Annotated in this window: 11 protein-coding genes; 6 read left to right on the plus strand and 5 right to left on the minus strand. The window is 38.7% G+C overall.

Annotation, left to right across the window (positions count from 1 at the left end; genetic code table 11):
- Window positions 1-2: 2 nt before the first annotated feature.
- Both ubiE and gyrB read right to left on the minus strand, forming a co-directional pair.
- Entirely contained in the window at window positions 3-785 is a 783-nt protein-coding gene (gene ubiE / locus MCQ_RS04070) for a bifunctional demethylmenaquinone methyltransferase/2-methoxy-6-polyprenyl-1,4-benzoquinol methylase UbiE (protein ID WP_035007885.1), read from the minus strand.
- 120 nt (window positions 786-905) lie between these two features.
- A complete protein-coding gene (gene gyrB, locus MCQ_RS04075) occupies window positions 906-3,338 on the minus strand; it encodes a DNA topoisomerase (ATP-hydrolyzing) subunit B (protein ID WP_006923706.1) in 2,433 nt (810 codons plus the stop codon).
- A gap of 955 nt (window positions 3,339-4,293) precedes the next feature.
- Between gyrB and MCQ_RS04085 the strand changes: the two genes are divergently transcribed.
- Window positions 4,294-5,157, plus strand: coding sequence for a transporter substrate-binding domain-containing protein (locus tag MCQ_RS04085; RefSeq protein ID WP_006923707.1), 864 nt, complete (start codon window positions 4,294-4,296; stop codon window positions 5,155-5,157).
- Window positions 5,158-5,169: 12 nt separating this feature from the next.
- Here the strand turns inward: MCQ_RS04085 and MCQ_RS04090 are convergent, their stop codons facing one another.
- Window positions 5,170-6,702 carry a YifB family Mg chelatase-like AAA ATPase gene (locus MCQ_RS04090; protein WP_006923714.1) on the minus strand — a complete coding sequence of 511 codons (1,533 nt, stop codon included), beginning with the start codon at window positions 6,700-6,702 and terminating at the stop codon, window positions 5,170-5,172.
- 420 nt (window positions 6,703-7,122) lie between these two features.
- Between MCQ_RS04090 and MCQ_RS04095 the strand changes: the two genes are divergently transcribed.
- On the plus strand, window positions 7,123-9,084 hold the full coding sequence (locus tag MCQ_RS04095) for an autotransporter assembly complex protein TamA (RefSeq protein ID WP_006923716.1): 1,962 nt from the start codon (window positions 7,123-7,125) through the stop codon (window positions 9,082-9,084).
- Window positions 9,084-13,730 carry a translocation/assembly module TamB domain-containing protein gene (locus MCQ_RS04100; RefSeq protein WP_006923718.1) on the plus strand — a complete coding sequence of 1,549 codons (4,647 nt, stop codon included), beginning with the start codon at window positions 9,084-9,086 and terminating at the stop codon, window positions 13,728-13,730. Before MCQ_RS04095 ends, MCQ_RS04100 begins: the two co-directional genes overlap by 1 nt.
- 27 nt (window positions 13,731-13,757) lie before the next feature.
- Here the strand turns inward: MCQ_RS04100 and MCQ_RS04105 are convergent, their stop codons facing one another.
- Together MCQ_RS04105 and infC are read right to left on the minus strand one after the other, a co-directional pair.
- On the minus strand, window positions 13,758-15,524 hold the full coding sequence (locus MCQ_RS04105) for an ABC transporter ATP-binding protein (RefSeq protein WP_006923719.1): 1,767 nt from the start codon (window positions 15,522-15,524) through the stop codon (window positions 13,758-13,760).
- Window positions 15,525-15,767: 243 nt separating this feature from the next.
- Window positions 15,768-16,286, minus strand: coding sequence for a translation initiation factor IF-3 (infC, locus tag MCQ_RS04110; protein ID WP_006923721.1), 519 nt, complete (start codon window positions 16,284-16,286; stop codon window positions 15,768-15,770).
- Window positions 16,287-16,501: 215 nt separating this feature from the next.
- Here infC and MCQ_RS04115 point away from each other — a divergent pair, with 215 nt between their 5' ends.
- From MCQ_RS04115 to dapE, 3 genes are all read left to right on the plus strand, one after another.
- Window positions 16,502-17,293 carry an alpha/beta hydrolase gene (locus MCQ_RS04115; protein ID WP_006923723.1) on the plus strand — a complete coding sequence of 264 codons (792 nt, stop codon included), beginning with the start codon at window positions 16,502-16,504 and terminating at the stop codon, window positions 17,291-17,293.
- A gap of 22 nt (window positions 17,294-17,315) precedes the next feature.
- Entirely contained in the window at window positions 17,316-18,047 is a 732-nt protein-coding gene (locus MCQ_RS04120; protein ID WP_006923724.1) for a M48 family metallopeptidase, read from the plus strand.
- Window positions 18,048-18,276: 229 nt separating this feature from the next.
- The gene (gene dapE / locus MCQ_RS04125; protein ID WP_006923725.1) at window positions 18,277-19,449 is read left to right on the plus strand and encodes a succinyl-diaminopimelate desuccinylase; all 1,173 of its coding nucleotides are present in this window, start codon (window positions 18,277-18,279) and stop codon (window positions 19,447-19,449) included.
- Window positions 19,450-19,453 lie beyond the last annotated feature (4 nt).

Genomic DNA, 19,453 nt, shown 5'->3' on the forward strand with positions numbered 1-19,453 from the left:
TTTTAAATCTTCCAGCCTGAATGTAGTGCTGCGATTGCGCCCGTGAGGTTGCGGTATGATACCCGCGAAAAACCTGCATGATTGATCATATGAGCAAAATCATCTTGCTTAGGAAATTTACGAATGGATTCAACCAAATAGCGATAAGCATCGCCATCATTTGCAATGAGTTGACCAAGCTTAGGGATAGCATGGAAAGACCAAAGGTCATAAATTTTGTTAAGCAGAGGCATCTCGACATTTGAAAATTCCAAACTTAAGAAACGTCCACCCGGTTTTAAAACACGAAAAGCCTCCCTAAGAGCTAGATCAATATGCGGTACATTGCGGATTCCAAAGGCAATTGTATAAGCATCAAAGCTTTGATCTTCGAAAGGGAGATGTTCTGCATTGGCTTCAACGAAATTAATGAGAGGGGCAAGACCATTTTTTTGTGCACGCTTTTTGCCGACACTGAGCATTGAGCCGTTAATATCAAGTACTGTAGCATGCGCTTGTCGGCGTGAAGCATTAAGAATGCGAAAGGCGATATCACCGGTACCACCAGCCACATCAAGAACTTTCCAATTAGAACGCCTTGGTGGAGAGAGCCATGCAACCATGGAGTTTTTCCATGCACGGTGTAACCCAAGTGATAAGATATCATTCATCTTGTCATAGTTTTCAGCGACAGAGTGAAACACACCATCAACCATAGATTGTTTTTGCGCTTCATCAATTTTTTTAAAGCCAAAAGAATGCTCCATGCCTCCTTTAATTCCTACGCGTTCTGTTTCAGCTGTCATGTGCATGACCTTCCTTATTTTTCTTTTATCGTAAATGAAGCATAGGAAAAATTTTTCAAATACGAAAAAACAACGTGTAAAATCGCGACATTGTATAAAGCTAGAAACAAAAGAGCGCTTTTAGATATCAAGATTAGCAACGCTTAAGGCATTGTCTTGAATAAAAGCCCGACGCGGTTCGACTTCATCACCCATTAAACGGGAAAAGAGAGAATCTGCATCGGTTGCATCATTGATTTTAACTTGTAAAAGTGCGCGCGCATCAGGATTAAGGGTTGTTTCCCAAAGTTGTTCAGCATTCATTTCTCCAAGACCTTTATAACGTTGTAGAGTGATGCCTTTTTTACCATTTGTAAAAATGCTTTCTAAGAGACTCATAGGTCCCAAAATGCGCTCTGATTTATCCTTGCGATGCAGGAGGGGGGGAGGACTATATATTTCTATGAAATTTTGGGAAATGCGATCAATTTGACGTGCGTCAGCTGAATTTATAAGCCCTGCATCGAGGGTAATGATATCTTTGACCCCGCGTAAAATACGTTCAAAACATAAACTTCCTTCCGATGTATAATGACCACTCCAACCACGCTCCATATCATCGGCAATTAAGTCAAGACGACGTGCCACATTATCGGCTGTTTTTTGAGCTTTTTCTGGTGTTGCAAAGGTTTCAAGATTAAAAGCTCCAACAATTGCTGCTTGCTCAACAATATTGCGATTATAGCGGGTATGAAGACCATTCAAAAGTTGACGTAACACACGAGCGTCTTCAACGAGTTGGCGCAAATCAGCACCTGCACGAACTTCTCCTGTTGATAGTTCTAATGTTGTTTCTTCTAGTCCAGTATCAATCAAAAATTCTTCGAATGCTGCTTCATTTTTAATATACTGGAAAGACTTACCTCGTGCTACTTTGTAGAGGGGTGGTTGAGCTATATAAAGATGTCCACGCTCAATCAATTCGGGCATTTGCCTAAAAAAGAAGGTAAGGAGCAAGGTGCGAATATGTGCACCATCAACGTCCGCATCTGTCATAATGATAATTTTATGATAACGTAATTTATCTGGTGAAAATTCGTCCTTACCAATGGAAGTTCCTAGAGCGGTGATAAGTGTTCCAATCATATCAGATGAGAGCATGCGGTCGAAGCGAGCGCGTTCAACATTGAGAATTTTACCACGTAGGGGTAAAATCGCTTGATTTTGACGTGAACGTCCACTTTTTGCGGAACCACCAGCTGAATCTCCTTCAACAATAAAAATTTCAGATTTCGCTGGATCACGTTCTTGGCAATCGGCAAGTTTTCCGGGCAGAGAAGTGATATCAAGCGCTCCTTTTCGTCTTGTGAGTTCACGCGCTTTACGTGCTGCTTCACGTGCTGTCGCAGCTTCCACAACTTTGCTAATAAGCAACTTCGCTTCATTGGGATGCTCTTCCAGCCATACCGAAAGCCCTTCATTCACCAAATTTTCAACAATAGGGCGTACTTCAGAGGAAACCAATTTGTCTTTTGTTTGCGAAGAAAATTTGGGATCAGGAACTTTGACTGAAAGAATAGCGGTTAAACCTTCACGGCAATCATCACCAGTCAGGTTAACTTTTTCCTTTTTTGCAATACCGGAAGATTCAGCATAGCCATTAATTTGGCGTGTTAGAGCACTACGAAAACCTATTAAATGAGTTCCACCATCACGTTGAGGGATATTGTTGGTAAAACACAATACCTTTTCATGGTAGGAATCATTCCACCATAAAGCAACATCGACGCTCATCCCGTCTTTTTCACTTGCAATGTAAATAGGATTATTTAGCAGCGCTTTTTTCGATTGGTCAATATATTTGACGAATTCAATTAGTCCACCTTCATAGTGCAATTCGACGGATTTAATGTCAGCATGACGTTCGTCAACAAGAAGAATATAGACGCCAGAATTTAAAAAAGCGAGTTCCCGCAAGCGGCGTTCCAAGGTTTCAAAATCAAATTCAACCATAGTAAAGGTTTCAGAGCTTGGTAAAAACCTGATTTCTGTTCCACTTTCAGCATCGCAATCACCAATGATTTTTAGCGGGGAGTCGGCAACTCCATGAGTAAATGACATTTCATGGATTTTACCATTGCGTTTGATTTGCAGTTTTAGCCAAACCGATAATGCATTAACAACAGAGACACCAACACCATGTAATCCACCTGAAACTTTATAAGAATTTTGATCAAATTTTCCGCCTGCGTGAAGCTGTGTCATGATAACTTCAGCTGCTGAAATACCCTCTGTTGGGTGAATATCTGTTGGAATTCCGCGTCCATTATCACGAACAGAGCAAGATCCATCAGCATGAAGTGTGACATTCACAAGCGTGGCATGGCCTGCTAAAGCTTCATCAATAGCATTGTCTACAACTTCATAGACCATATGGTGCAAACCTGAACCATCATCTGTATCGCCGATATACATGCCAGGACGTTTGCGTACAGCGTCAAGACCTTTAAGAACTTTGATGGAAGAGGCATCATATTCGTCACTATACACTGGTGAGGTTATTTCATCACTCATAAGTTAATCCATTTCTGTATTCAAATTGCGATATTTCATCAGCATTTTCTAAGCTTAATGTTTTGGCCAGTTATTTATGGAATAACCACATTAAACATTTACCGTATATCATTTCTATATTCAACATCTGTTAATACATTAAGAGAAAGAGAATGATTTTTGCATATGTAAATGATGTTGTACTGTAAATTGCGTTTTGAATGTAAAATAATGCGTGCAATTTAATAAAGGTGATTTCTATGGAATATTAATTTTTGATAGAAAAAATAGTCATTTGGATTTTTTGTTTATGCGAAGAATGAGATGTTATCGTTTCTTTTATGGTGATGAATAAGAGCATATTGCAAGCTAATCAAACCAACCCTTAATGAACATTCTTTTTGTCCGATATATAATGATTGACTAGATAAAAATATGTCGTTCATTTTGCTTATTCTTAACATAATGCCTAAAATGGATAACGTGTTTTTACGGCATTCGGTATTGGTAAGTGGAGGATTTGGGTAAAATTATAGAATGACGTTCAAAGTATGTACGGTTTGTAGCTTATGCGAGCAGAAAAATCAGAATGTATTGTTTAGAGAACGGATTTTTCGTTTGTTCAGAAGCAAGATACAAGAAATTTTTTTGATTCAGTGGCGATATTTAGGAGAAAATAAAGCTGACGATCATACAGAAGTCTTTATGTTTTACATTTATACTAAAAAACACTTTCTTCCAGAATGTCTTTCTTTTGTGCATTTATTTAATTTGAGAAGGTTTGTGCCAAAATTTGGACATTGTCGCTATATTCTGAAGCATATATGAAAACTGTTCAGTTTTTTAAAAATAAAAAAATATCAGCCTTTAATTTATTAAAATACCAGATTTTTCAGTTAAGTGCATTAAATAATATTGCAACTGAGCAAGTTGCATTTTGGCTTTGAAAAAGCATGGAGGGGGAAAAATTTTGAAAATGAATAAACCTATAGATGTGTTAAGGGCTCTTATGAGAATCTTCTTTATAGTGTGGAAAATGCTCTTTCCATTCCTTGCAAAGGCTGAAACAGCTTTGAGACTGCCCTCTTTTTTTGATTCGCATGAACATTTGCTACGACCTGATACAACGACTATAATCCGTTTGCGTTTTGTAACAACTTTTGATTACCCTCCTTTTAACTTTCTTGACAAAACAGGACGCCTTGCAGGCTATAATATCGATTTATTGCGTGCTATTTGTTCAAAATTAAATCTAGAGAAATTTTGTGAAGTGGAAGTGCTTCCTTGGGAAGAGCTCGTAGATTGTGTTAAAAATGGTGGCGCAGAAGTGATAATCGCTGGTTTAAAAGAAACCATTAAAACGCATCAAAATCTTCTTTTTACAAAGACTTATCTACGTTTTCCTGCCCGGTTTGTTGCTTCTCGTCCTATGAATTTTGATGAGCCAATAAGTAAAAAGCTTACACATTTAAACAGTGGATTTTTGTTCGAAAGTGTTCACGAAAAGCTGTTTCATAGTTATTTTCCTGAAGCTAAAGGGCAGGGATTTAAGAATAGAACAGAGCTCTATAAAGCGCTACAGGATCATAAAATTGATCTTATTTTTGATGATGGGTTTGCTTTATCATTATGGCTAAATGATCCAAAATCTTTTGATTGTTGCCATTTTATTGGGGGTGCTTATATTGCTCCACAGTTATTGGGTCAAGGAATGCGGCTTGCTGTTGCAAAAAGGAACGAAAAATTGATTAGTGCACTCAATTATGCTCTGAAATCTCTAGAAAATGATGGCAAGCTTACAGAGCTTTATCTGCGTTATTTTCCGATTAGTTTTTATTGATGAATATTTTTCTTAAGAGAGAGCTGCTAATTGTTCAGTACCCAGTCGATAGGAAATAGCTTCTGCGAGATGATGGCGTAAAAGATGCTCTGATTCTTCCAGATCAGCAATGGTGCGTGCAACTTTGAGAATGCGGTGATAGGCACGTGCAGAAAGGTACATCTTTTTACTCACATCCCGTAAGAGTTTAGCAGCGTTTTGATCAGGAATAGCAATTTGTTCGATGATTTTGGCAGGGCAATCACCGTTAGTGCGAATCTGATCAAGACCCAATGCTGTAAAACGTTTGGCTTGAATTGCACGACACCGCGCGACGCGTTTTGCAACGTCACAACTTTTTTCTGATTGTTCTGGTTGCATAAGGTCCATAGCTGTTAAAGCAGGAACATCAATGCGTAAATCAATTCGGTCGAGCAGAGGACCAGAAATACGAGATTGATAGTCAATTTGACAGCGTATTCCTTTTGCGCAAACATGGCCTTTTTCGCCTGCCATACCACATCGACAAGGGTTCATTGCGGCAATGAGCTGGATACGGGCAGGGTAACTAATATGATGGTTAGCGCGGGCGATAACACATTCTCCGCTCTCTAAAGGTTGACGAAGAGAATCGAGAACTTGTGGAGAAAATTCAGGCAACTCGTCAAGAAATAAAACGCCATTATGTGCAAGTGAGACTTCTCCTGGTCGTGCTTTAAGTCCACCACCGATCATTGCTGCCATGGAAGCAGAATGATGCGGGGCACGAAAGGGGCAGTGGAGTGAAATGGTATTATGGACTGTTTCTCCTGTAATAGAAGCAATGAGAGAAACATCTAAGAGCTCACGGCTATCAAGAGGCGGCAAAATGGAAGGTAAGCGTTGAGCTAACATAGACTTTCCTGCACCAGGAGGACCTACAAACAAAAGGTTATGTCGCCCAGCTGCACAAACTTCTAATGCACGTTTGGCGGTTTTTTGTCCTTTAATTTCGCAAAGATCTGGAAGTTCAGTCTGGATTGTATATTGGCGTGGTTGCGGGCGTTTTTGTATTTGTGTTCCTTTAAAATGATTGACCATGGTGAGAAGAGTTTCAGGCGCGAGAATGTTCATTTCTGCGTTTGCCCATGCCGCTTCAGGTCCGCATGGGTGGGGACAAATAAGCCCTTTATCAAGTGATAAAGCTGTCATTGTGGCTGGTAAAACACCATTGACAGCTGTAAGTGACCCATCCAGCGATAATTCTCCTAAAATGATGTAATCTTGCGCTACATCAGGAGGAAGAATTCCCATAGCAAGCATTAAGCCGACGGCAATTGGCAAATCATAATGTGATCCTTCTTTAGGTAAATCCGCTGGCGCAAGATTAATGGTAACTCGTTTGTTAGGCATAGAAAGCCCACAAGCATGGAGAGCTGCTTGCACGCGTTCACGGCTTTCTGCGATCGCCTTATCTGGCAATCCAACAATAGCCATCCCTATTTTACCAGAAGAAATCATAACCTGTACATCAACAGGTACTGCTTCTAGACCGCGAAAAGCAACAGTTGTAATACGTGCGATCATCAGTTTGCCCCCCCCTTTTGACTTGGAAGAAACAATCATATCTGCGCATAAAAATCAAGAAATGTCTGTATGGTTTTTTGGAGTGAGAGATCTATATACGTATGCAAGCTTTTGTAGTGCAGTCATAGGTGATAATTTGCGCAAATTTAACCACGATAATATGCGGCTAAATAAAACATTTATAATACGCTAAATGAATATGCTAGAAAAAAAGAAGTGGCTGTTTGTGTTGCACAGCAATGCACAATTTTCTGAATAGAAGGGGGAGGATGAGTTATACATCTCCAGCAGAAAACGTTATTTAGCAAAAAACTGTTATTTGATGTGAGCAAAGCTATGAAATATTGCAAATAGATATGTTTATCTTTTTTTTTTGATGTTATTTATAAAGATGTAATTGTACTAAAGGTATCTGATTTGATGATATGTCGGACAGGGATTTTATTAAAATCAGGAATCATACGCAGTGTATTTATAGGTTTATGCTTCGTTTTTGCTTTTCCGCAGCCGCTTGCAGCATTTGAGCTTTTCGGTATTCCTCTTTTTGGTCGAAAAAAAATAAATTCCTCTTCTAATTTTAGTGGTACAGAGAAGTTTTATACAGTTGATGTTGTTCCATCGCCGGGTGCGTCGTTAGAAGGTGTTAAGATAGTTAAATCTGTTTCTTCTCTTGTCGCTGATAAAGATAAAGCCTTATCTAGTTCTTCTGGTTTGTTAGCTAAAGCCCGTTCAGATTATCGGGCAATACTTTCTGCTCTTTATGCTGATGGACGTTATGGTGGTGTTATTAGTATTAAGATTAATGGTTTAGAAGCCGCTGATTTGAGTCCCGTGACTCAACTTCCAGCAAAATCCCATATTGTTATTACAATTGATGCTGGTCCGCGATATGTTTTTAGTGTTGCTGGTATTGATCAAGTTGCTCCATTCTTAAAATATAAACCCAATAAAATGCATACAATCGAAGAATTAGGCTATAAAGTTGGGACTGTTGCTAAATCTGAAACCATTCTTAAAGCAGAAAGATGGGCAGTTGAAGGATGGCGCCGACAAGGTTATGCTAAAGCTAAAGTTGTTAATAGTGAAGTGGTTGCTGATCATGCTGCACGTCTCATTGATGCGCAAATTGCCGTTGATCCTGGAGTAGAAGCTTATTACGGTCCTTTAAATGTGCGTAATGTTAGTAAGAAGCCACGCGTGGATTCAGCTTATATTGCATGGATGACAGGATTAAAATTAGGCCAAAAATACGATTCTGATAAGTTAGCTAAGGCGAATGAAAGGCTTGCACGTCTTAATGTTTTTCGTGCTGTAAATATACGTGAAGCTGATACAATTAATTCTGATGGTAGTTTACCACTTACGCTTGTTTTAGAAGAACGTAAACCACGTCGTTTTGGCGCAGGTGGCAGTTATTCGACATTAGATGGTGCCGGTTTTGAAGCTTACTGGATGCATAACAATCTTTTTGGCCATGCGGAACGCATCAAAATTGAGACAAAAATAAGCGGTGTCGGCAGTAATAAGGAGCAATCTTATAATTTCAAGAATTTTGATTATCTTTTCGGAGGTACATTTATAAAGCCTGGTACACTGACTCCTGATACAGACTTCAGGACGGAACTAAAAGTACAGCAAGATGTCTTAGACAATTACACGACAAAAGCTATCAGAGGAAAAATAGGTATTACGCATATCTTCAATAATGATCTATCGGGACAGGTTGCTGTAGAAGTTTCTAATGGTTATTCACGCGATGTCTATTTGGGGAGCCGTCATTTTACCACAATTGGATTACCAAGTGGTTTGATTTTCGATAATCGTGATAATAAGTTTAATGCGACAAAAGGCTTTTATAGTGAAGCGCTTGTTGAACCTTTCTATGAAATGCGCTTTAGCAGTTTTGTGACAAAAATGACTGTGGAAGGACGTTCTTATTGGACGCTGGATGAAAAGGATCGTTTTGTTTTTGCAGCGCGAGCAAAGCTTGGTACTATTATTGGAAGTGATGCAGCATATGTACCTTCAGATACACTCTTTTTTGCTGGTGGTGGTGGATCTGTTCGTGGTTATGCTTATCGCAATATTGGTATCAAAACAGAAAATAATGCTGTTGTTGGTGGGCGAGCACTTGTTGAAGGTTCGGCAGAATTACGTTTTTCTTTAAATGATAAGATAGGGTTTGTCAGTTTTCTTGATGGAGGTCTCGTAGGGGAAAAGGCGCGTTTTGATTTTTCTCAAAAAATTAAATGGGGAGCCGGCATTGGAGGTCGCTATATGACAGGTCTTGGTCCTTTACGTATTGATTTAGCTTTTCCTCTTAAGCGGGAGAAAGGCGATCCTCGTGTTGGTTTTTATGTAGGTATAGGGCAAGCATTTTAATGAAAAAAAGTGTGCGTTTATGGGCCGTTTTATTTGGACTTTCTTTTCTTTTTGTAGGCGTTTTTGTTTTTGCCCAGAGAGGAAATTTACCTTCCAGTGAAACTATGGATGATCGTTCATGGTTTGTCTCTTTGATTGAACGTAAACTTTCAGCACCTAATCGCCAAGTTCGTTTACATAATATGCGGGGGACACTGTCTTCTCAAGTGTCAATTGATGCTATTACTGTTAGTGATAAAAAAGGTGTTTGGCTTAAGATCACCGATGCTAAAATGGATTGGAACCGTCTTGCATTGTTCAGAGGACGCATGGATATTAACCAGCTTTCGTTGGGACAGATTGCGTTTTTGCGTAAACCACAGGGCAACTCTTCTCTTATGTCTTCCCTTGAGACGAGGAAGTTTTCTTTACCAAAATTGCCTATAGCTATTTCTATCAATACATTTACGGCAAAGCATGTAGGGTTTGAACAGGATCTTTTTGGTCTATCTGCTGATGTAGCTTTAAAAGGACATCTCACTTTAACTAATGGTGAATTTGATGCTGATATGACGGCTCATCGTTTAGATAATCCTGGTTCTTTTTCTGTTTTAGCAAAGCTATCCAATAGCAATCGTACAGCTAAAATTGATATTTCTGCTGATGAACCGCAAAATGGCATTTTAGCCAATGTTTTGAAAATTGAAAAGTGCCCTGCATTAAAACTTGCCATTAAAGGTGATGGTACTTTTGATGATTTGGCTGTCAAACTTTATTTAGAAGCCGATCACCATCCTATTTTAGATGGCGATGTTATTCTTGCAAGTGTTGAAGAAGGACACAGTCTTTCTACTAAACTAAAGGGCACACTTGGCTCTTTAATGCCTCCTCAATATCGTAGCTTCTTTGAATCTGATATTACATTGAAAGCAGAGGTAAGAACGACAAAAGAGGGCGTAACGCACCTTGATAATATGGTTATTCAGGGAAAAGCAATGAATGTTGTTGCCAATGCTGAAGTAACAGCAGATGGATTTTTACGGCGGCTTTTTGTGAATGGCAAAATAGCTCCTGATAAGGAAAAAGGGTCTATTCTTTTGCCAGCATCAGAAACGCCAATGCGTGTCGATAATCTTGCTTTAACCATTGATTATGGCCGCGAAGGGCAACAATTATGGAATGGACGACTTGTTGTACATCATTTGAGCAATCAAAATATTCATATTCGTGATGCAATTTTTGATATGGGCGGGGTAAGCGAAAATCTTGATGATCCAGTGTCTCGTCATGTTGGTATTCAGGTTAATGGAACACTTCAGGGGATTACAAAGAATAAGGGTGTGCTGGTAGAAAGTTTAAACCAAACGGTTCATGTGCATTTAGATGCTGATATTGTTTCTAAAAAACCAGTTTTGATTCATGATTTTAGTATTACAGCTCAGGATTTTTCTGCTTGGTTAAAAGGGAAAATAGATCGTTTTATTTTCAAAGGTAATTTTGGTTTAAAAGCACAAACATTCGCTCTTTTGGATTTGTTGAGTGAAAAATCACCTTCTGGTAGCGCAGATATTAAAGCCAAAGGAACGATTGGTTTAATGAGTGGCACTTTTGATCTTGAATTATCAGGGATGGCCAACAATACAAAAATAGGCGTGAAACCTTTTGATGGTTTATTTAAAGGGAATCTTATTCTTTCAGGGGGTGTTGCTCGAAATGCGACGGGTTTAGTTTTGCGTCGTTTGCATTTGAAAAATCAATATGCAAACATAAAAGCTGATGGACGCTTTTCAAGTGAGAGCGCTAATATGGACTTGTTTGCTCAGATATCTGATCTTGCCATGTTAGACCCGAGAATAAGTGGGGCGTTTACAATCCATAGTGCTGCCAGAGGACAAAACAGTCGTATAACCCTTAGCACACGTGCGCATGTTGCTGAAGCCTTTTTGGTGGGTAAGAAACTCCAAAATACAACATTCATTATCAATACAGTGGTAGATAAGACATCACCAATTACCTCTTTAACAGGTTCTGTAAAAGGTGAAGGAACTTTTGCTGAAAAACCATTACATGTATCTGCTTCTTTTGAGGAAACCAATCAGCTTCGAAAACTTCAAGGTATCAATATTAAAGGAGGGAGCACGAAGATAACAGGTAATCTTTCTCAAACAATTGAAGGTTTTGTGAAAGGTGCTTTGCATATTGACTCTGACGATATTTCAACGCTTGCTGCATTATTTTTGCAGGAAGGTGGTGGAAAAGTAAAAGGAGATTTTGTTTTTGACGAACAAAATGGCAGACAAAAAGCAAATATGAAGGCTCATGTTGATCGTTTAAGTTTTGCAAAGAATAAAATTAAAAAGTTGGAAGTCAAAGCTGATATATTTGATCCTTTTGGCATGACCCAGTTTGATGGTTTTATCAATGCAGAGAATATTCAAACACCTTTTATGATGGTTAATCGTTTGAAGGCTCACGCCAATGACGAAGATGGACAAACAGCTTTTACTGTTCAAGCAATGTTGCATGATAATACAAATGCACAACTCTCTGGTCGTATGATTACGGCGGAGATTCTAGGAGGCATAAAACGAGAAATACAGATTGAAACCATGGATGTGAAACAATCCAATTTTCATGCAAAATTGCCCAAACGCGCTACGATTGTTTTTGATAAAGATGGAATAGTGGTAAATGAATTGGGACTTTCAGTTAATGGAGGCAAGGTTGTACTTGCAGGTAATTTTTATGATACCCTTAACCTGCATCTTACAATGAATGCTTTTCCTGTCACTGTTGCCAATTTATGGAAACCTGATCTTGGAGTTGCTGGTACTTTAACAGGCAAAGCTATGATTCGCGGCAGTTTAAAAAAACCTATTGTAATCTATGATATAAAAGGTGAGGGACTGACAACCGTTGCTCTTCAAGATAAAAAAATAATGCCTTTTGTATTTTCTGCTACAGGTCAAACAGTAGATCAAATCGTTACTTTGAATGGAGATTTAACCGGTGAGGAATTGCAGGCACAAGTGCAGGGAACTGTGTCTTTAGGTAAAAATAAGTTTGATTTACATGTCAATTTACAAAATTTGCCTGCGTATTTAGCGAATGGTTTTATCGAGAAACAAGCACTTGGAGGAATAGTAACGGGCAAGGTTGATATTGGTGGAACATTGAAAGATCCATCTGCTCATTTTGAGCTTTCTAGCCAAAACTTAACCGTTACAACACATAAAGGGCTTGCGTCGATAAATATGACTGCTCGCGGTTCTTATGAAAAATCGACATTTCATATCGAGCGCGTTACTATGAATGGATACACGGGATTGGATCTCTTTATAAGTGGACCTATACCTCTTGGTGGTTCAGGAGTTGGATTGAACATTAAGGGTACAATGCCTCTTGGTTTTTTTGACCCATTTTTAGCTGAGCGTGGAGCGTATGCAATGGGCTCAGCAAAAATTAATGCTACTCTAAATGGAGCCTTATTTCAGCCACAGTTTGTCGGAAATTTTTCTGTCATTAATGGTCATTTTTTCGATTCGCAAACTAATTTGGAGCTACACAATATAACGATTGAAGGTAAATTGAATGGCGATCGTATTACAATAGAGCAAGCTTCTGCTTCTTCATCTGGTGGAGGCTCTCTTTCTGCTTCAGGTCATATCACAAATGATTTACAAACAGATTTGGTAATTCATCTCGATCACGCTAATTACAATGATGGTTCTATGATTCTTGCAACGTTGTCAGGTAAGATGACAATGATGGGTCATTTTACGAGTGATCTTGTTATTGGTGGTGATATTACAGTTGAAAAAGCTGAAGTTTTTGTTCCTGATCATTTTCAAAATGCAAAATTTCTTGATATTAAAAACAAGAATTTAACCAAACCAATTCAAAAAACGCTCGAACGTGCTGATGTTAAAAACTACAGCCAAAACCGTAGCGTTTCTCAAGAATCTTCATCGGTTGTAAAGTTAAATATGCGTATTACTGCGCACAATCAGCTTTTTGTACGTGGGCGAGGTCTAGATACCGAATTAGGAGGGCGCATTAACTTAATGGGACCATTGCATGATGTGCATCCAGTTGGTGAGTTTCGGATGATTCGTGGGCGTTTCGATATTCTTTCACAACGTCTCAATTTCGATCAAGGACAAGCGAGCTTTAGCGGTAATCTTAATCCTACTGTTTATTTTGTGACCAATAATAATAATGGTGATATTCGCGTCACTGTAACCGTAAGTGGAACGATTGATAATCTTGATGTTAATTTTTCTTCACAACCGAGTTTGCCACAGGATGAAGTTTTAGCGCGTTTGATTTTTAATCGTTCTCTTAACGAATTATCACCATTTCAGATTGCTCAGCTTGCGGCAGCAGCAGCTGAACTTGCGGGTGCTGCTAATACATCCTTGTTGAATGCTTTACGGACTAAAATTGGTCTTGATGATCTTGATGTTATCGTTGATGAAAAGGGTAATACGGGCTTACGCGTTGGTCGTTACATACACAATAATGTTTACTTAGGTTTTGAAGCAGGATCAGATGGGACGACGAAAGGAACAATTAATTTGGACATTTCACGCCATCTCAAAGCTAAAGGCGCAATAGGAAATGAAAAGAATTCTAGTGTTGGCTTATTTTATGAAAGAGACTATTAAGGATGAAAGTTTATAAGATCCAACCGCTTAGGACATTTGCTTTTTGAATTGGATATTATGAAGCTTTTTATAAAAACCATCTTCTTTTGCTAGCAGTTCTTGTTGGGTGCCTTGTTCAATCAGTTGCCCATTTTTAATTACAACGATTTTATCAGCGCGAACGATGGTTGAAAGGCGGTGGGCAATGACAATAGTTGTACGCCCCTTGGTGAGATGGTAAAGGGCTTCACTAATTTGGGCTTCAGTGTGTGAATCCAACGCGCTTGTTGCTTCATCAAGAATCAAGATTTTGCTCTCATGAAGCATTGCTCTTGCGATGGCGAGTCGTTGTTTTTGTCCACCTGAAAGATTACTGCCATTATCCCCTATCTGTGTGTCATAACCATTTGGCAATCCCATAATAAAGTCGTGAGCATTGGCTGTTTTTGCTGCTTTTATAATGTCATTGTCACTAGCACCTTCTTTTCCAAGTTTAATATTGTATTTAACAGTTCCTTGAAAGAGAAAAGTATCCTGTCCTACATAGGCCATAAGATTTCGAAGAGAGCGAAATGTGATGTGACGGATGTCTTGACCATTGATCAATATACGTCCCTGTGTGGGGTCATAAAGGCGCATAATGAGGTTGATAAGAGTTGACTTTCCTGAACCTGAAGGTCCCACTAAAGCTGTCATTTTTCCAGGTTCTATTTCTAAATTGATGTCTTTCAACACCATCTGTCCGTCCGTATATGCGAAAGAAACATGTTCGAAAAGAATAGCTCCTTGTGTTTGATCCAAATCCTTCGCTTCTTTATGCTCTATAACTGTAAGAGGAGTGTCGAGTATTTCATACATTGTACGAATATTGACTAAACCAGATTCAATTTTAACACGTAAATTTGCTAGCCTTTTTGCAGGTTCGTAGGCTAGAAGTAAAGCAACAATAAAAGACATTAATTCACCCTGAACGCCTGCACGTTGGTTTGCAAGGTAGCCAGAAAAGCAGATAATACCGGCAATAGCGACACCAGCGAGTGTTTCCATAATCGGATTTGTAATAGCTTCAAGTTTTGCAATACTGTTTGCTTGTTTCTCAACATTGCAAATGGCTTTATTCATACGTTTTTTCATCACTTCTTCTAATGAAAAAGCTTTAATGACCCGAATACCAATAGTACTTTCTTGCACAATTTTGATAATTTCACTGAGCGAAAGAAGTTCTTTTTCGACAAGGTTACGAACGCGCTTTAACGCCATTCGGATACCGAAAAAAGCCAATGGGCCTATTATTAAGGTAATGCTAATTAATGCAAAATTTTGAATAAACATAACAAGTAACAGACCGCTGAGGGAAAGCAAATCACGTACAAAAGTTGTGATAATGATATCAATGACATTACGGGCTGCTGTGGCGTTATGGGTCACACGGACTAGAAGATCGGATGAAGTATTATTTTGGTAAAAGGAAACTCCTTGTTCCATAAGGCGTGCATAGATTTTTCGCTGTTGTTCAGCAACGATACTGTTGCCTGCTTTACTCAGAAAATAAATTTGGGCGAAAGTTGCAATTCCTTTGAGAATAAAAATGAAAGCAATGATGCTAGACACCAAAACAATCATACTAAAATTTTGCGCATCAATAATGTAATTGACAACATCACGCATCATCCATGCGCTGGCTGCAGTTGTGCAGGAAATGATGATCATTGAAAAAATAGCTGCACTGTACCAACGTACATGTTTACAAAAATTTTCTCGTAAAAGACGGATGATAAGATGTTTATCAAAAGAGGAAATTTGTTTTTTGATCATAAAACGCTTGTATATTTTATCATTGTTTTATGCAAGATTGCAGCATTCCTTATTACAAACGTTTAGCGTTTTTATAAAAAAGTGTCTTCCTATAGAAAATCTGGCACACACTAACCATAAAATTTAAGAAGCACTACAATTGCCCATGGGTATATGCAGTGCTCTTAAAATCATATTGTACAATAGTCTTATTGTAAATAAGTTGCGAACTCTACTACAACTATATGCTATTTTAATGAAAAATTATTTAGGGGCTATTACCATCATCATTTGACGGCCTTCGAGTTTTGGCTCAGATTCGATCTTAGCAATCTCACTTGTATCTTCTTTAACGCGCTGAAGAAGCTTCATTCCAAGATCTTGGTGCGCCATTTCACGACCACGAAAACGTAAAGTAATCTTCACTTTATCACCGTTACCAATAAAACGATGTACAGCCCTAAGCTTGACTTCATAATCATGAACATCAACATTTGGACGCATCTTAATCTCTTTGATTTCGATGACTTTTTGTTTTTTACGTGTCTCAGCCGCCTTCTTTTGGGTTTGATATTTCAGTTTGCCCAAATCAACAATCTTACACACAGGCGGTTCTGCATTTGGTACAATTTCAACCAAATCAAGCCCGACATCTGCAGCCATAGCAAGCGCTTCTTGCGTCGCAACGATTCCTTGATTCTGTCCCTCATCATTGATAAGCTGAACGCAGGGAACCCGAATATCCTGATTTGAACGTGGCCCATCTTTCTGGGTAGGTGTCATTTTAAACGGTCTGCGAATGGTTTATGCTCCTTAGTTTGATTCATCTACTACGAGCTATTTAATATACAATTATATGCGAAAAAACAACTAGAATTTATATGCGAAAAAACAACTAGAATTCGTTTTATTATTTGATTTATTGCTTTGAGACTTGGCTTGGAAGAGGGAGTTTTTTCTTTTATAAGTAAAAAATATTTGAGAGAGGAAAGATAGCGATGAACCGAAATAATCTGTTTCAATTTTTTTCATTTGAAGATACGAATCTTGCTGTACGTCATCGTAAAGGCAGTTGTTCTCCTGGTTTGGTTTGGCTTTCTGGTTATCAATCTGATATGCTGAGTAGCAAAGCGGTGCTGATTGATGATTTAGCTCAAAAAAATGATTTATCTTGTTTACGTTTTGATTATTCTGGACATGGAGAATCTGAAGGTGATTTTTTCCAAGGAACGATTTCGCGTTGGGTAAAGGAAAGTTTAGCAGTTTTTGAAGCTTATTGTGAAGGACCACAAATTTTGATTGGTTGCTCTATGGGGGGATGGATTGCTTTAAGGCTTGCTATGATGCTCGCGCAGAAAAACAAGGCGCTTGCTGGTATGGTATTAATTGCGCCAGCTCCTGATTTTACGCAAACTTTGGTGGAACCAGCATTAGGTCCAGCGGAATGGAAGATTTTGGAAGAAAAAGGTTATATTGAACGGCCTGCAGTTGCTGATGCGGATCCGATGCCTTTCACAAAAGCATTGATTGAAGATGGGCGAAACAATAGCGTCATGAAAGGATGCATTGATATTGAATGTCCAGTCCATATTCTTCAAGGAATGGAAGATCAGGAGATACCCTATCAGCATACACTGGGTTTACTTGATCATTTGCCTTTGCAGGATGTAACATTAACACTTATTCGTGATGCAACTCACCGATTTTCACGTCCGCAAGATTTGGATTGTTTAGAAACAGTGTTGACAGCATTAATTGGTAGAATCAATGCGGAAGAAAGACCAGTTTGATTTATTATAAAAGATATTGTGTATGGCTGTTTATGAACAGGATTTTGTTTTCTCTAATCGTAGAGTGCCTTTACGAATAAAAGAGCACAAGTGTGCGCGCCGTTTCACACTACGCATTGATGCGGGTGGGAGGAGGATTTTTTTGACAACGCCGCCGGCGATAAGCCTGTGTGCAGTTCAGTGTTTTATGGAAAAACATCGATCTTGGCTTGAAGAGCGCCTTTCTCATATATTTATTTCTTCCGAAAATTCTTATCTCAAAGAGGGGACAAGAATTCCTTTGTTGGGTGTTGCACATGTTATAATGCGTAAAGAAGGGCGGGGAGTATCTGAAATTATTGCAGGTAATATGGGGCAAGAACCACAAATTATCGTTTATGGTCACTTGGAATATTTGCCAAGGCGTGTTGCAGATGTTTTAAAAAAACAGGCTGAAATTATTATAATGCCGTTGGTAAAAAAATATGCACATAAAGTGGATCGTAAAGTGAAGTCAGTTTGCTATAAAGATACCAAAAGTCGTTGGGGTTCCTGTTCAACAGCTGGGCGTCTCTCTTTTTCGTGGCGTCTTGTTATGGCGCCAAAAGAAATCATTGAGTATGTTGTTGCTCATGAAGTGGCTCACCTTGTAGAAATGAATCACGGATTAAAGTTTTGGGCTCTTTGTGAAAAACTTTGTCCCGGCAGTAAAGTTCATCAAGCTTGGTTGAAGAAAAATGGTTATATGCTGCATGCGATTAATTTTTACTCATAAAGATTCGAGGTATGAAAAAACTTAAAAAAAGCGATATTTGATGGAACTTTTTATTTAAGCTTTTCATTATGTATGTGCTTCATCGCATGATGAGGAGTTCATTGAAGCCTCAGTACGATTGTCTTCCCCTGCTTTGTCTGCTGAGTGTCTTCAATGTTTTTGCTTTATCTTTTTTGTAATTCAGCTTAATAGTTTTTAATAATTCTTAGTTTAGATTGGAAGAGCGCTTATGCCTGTTCTTACAGATCCTACCCAGCTATTACAGGCGCTTGTTCGTTGTCCTTCTGTTACTCCTCGTGAAGCTGGTGCTTTATCAACTTTGGAACAATTTTTAAAGAAGATAGGGTTTCGTGTTGAGCGTCCCATTTTTACGGATAAAAATACAGAAGATGTTGAAAATCTTTATGCAAAAATCGGTAAAGAAGGTCCGCATCTTATGTTTGCTGGTCACACTGACGTGGTGCCACCAGGTGCGTTAGAAAGCTGGACGTATCCTCCTTTTGAAGCTGTGATAGATCAGGGGAAATTATATGGACGTGGTGCTGTTGATATGAAGGGCGGGATCGCTTGTTTTATTGCAGCGCTGGCTCGTGTTCTTGAGAAGCAATCTGTTAAAGGAATGGTAAGTCTTTTGATCACTGGTGATGAAGAAGGTCCCGCACTTAACGGTACGGTAAAACTTCTAAAATGGGCAGAAAAAAAAGGCGAAAAATGGACTGCAGCTCTTGTGGGAGAACCAACGAGTGTTAAAGTGGTTGGTGATGTGATCAAGATTGGCCGTCGTGGATCAATTTCTGGTATTATAACAGTTAAGGGCCAACAAGGCCATGTCGCTTTTCCTGAACGGGCAGCTAATCCATTGCCTTTAACATGTAAATTGATCCAAACGTTGACACAAACTGCTTTGGATCAAGGAACAAAGAATTTTCAACCAAGTAATTTGGAATTAACAACCATTGATACCGGAAATTCTGCGGTAAATGTTATCCCAGCGCAGACGATAGTTCGTTTTAATATACGCTACAACGATCTTTGGACAAGGGAAACGCTTATTACTGAAATTGAAAATCGTCTTTCTTTGGTGCAAACAAAAAACACTTACGATCAATTACCCTATTATCAGCTTGAATGGGTACAAAATTTAGGGGATGTTTTTTTGACTCAAAATGACAAACTCGTTAAAATTTTATCAAATGCTATTGAAAGTATAACAGGGAATATACCAGAATGTTCAACTTCTGGAGGAACTTCGGACGCGCGATTTATTAAGGATTATTGTCCAGTGATTGAATTTGGTTTACCGGGGCAAACGATTCATATGGTGGATGAGTGTGTAACTCTTGATGCATTGGAAACTCTCACTTCTATTTATGAACGTTTTATTGTTGATTTTTTTGCATAGATGA

The sequence above is a fragment of the Candidatus Bartonella washoeensis Sb944nv genome (assembly GCF_000278135.1).
In the GTDB taxonomy this organism is placed as follows: Bacteria; Pseudomonadota; Alphaproteobacteria; order Rhizobiales; family Rhizobiaceae; genus Bartonella; species Bartonella washoeensis.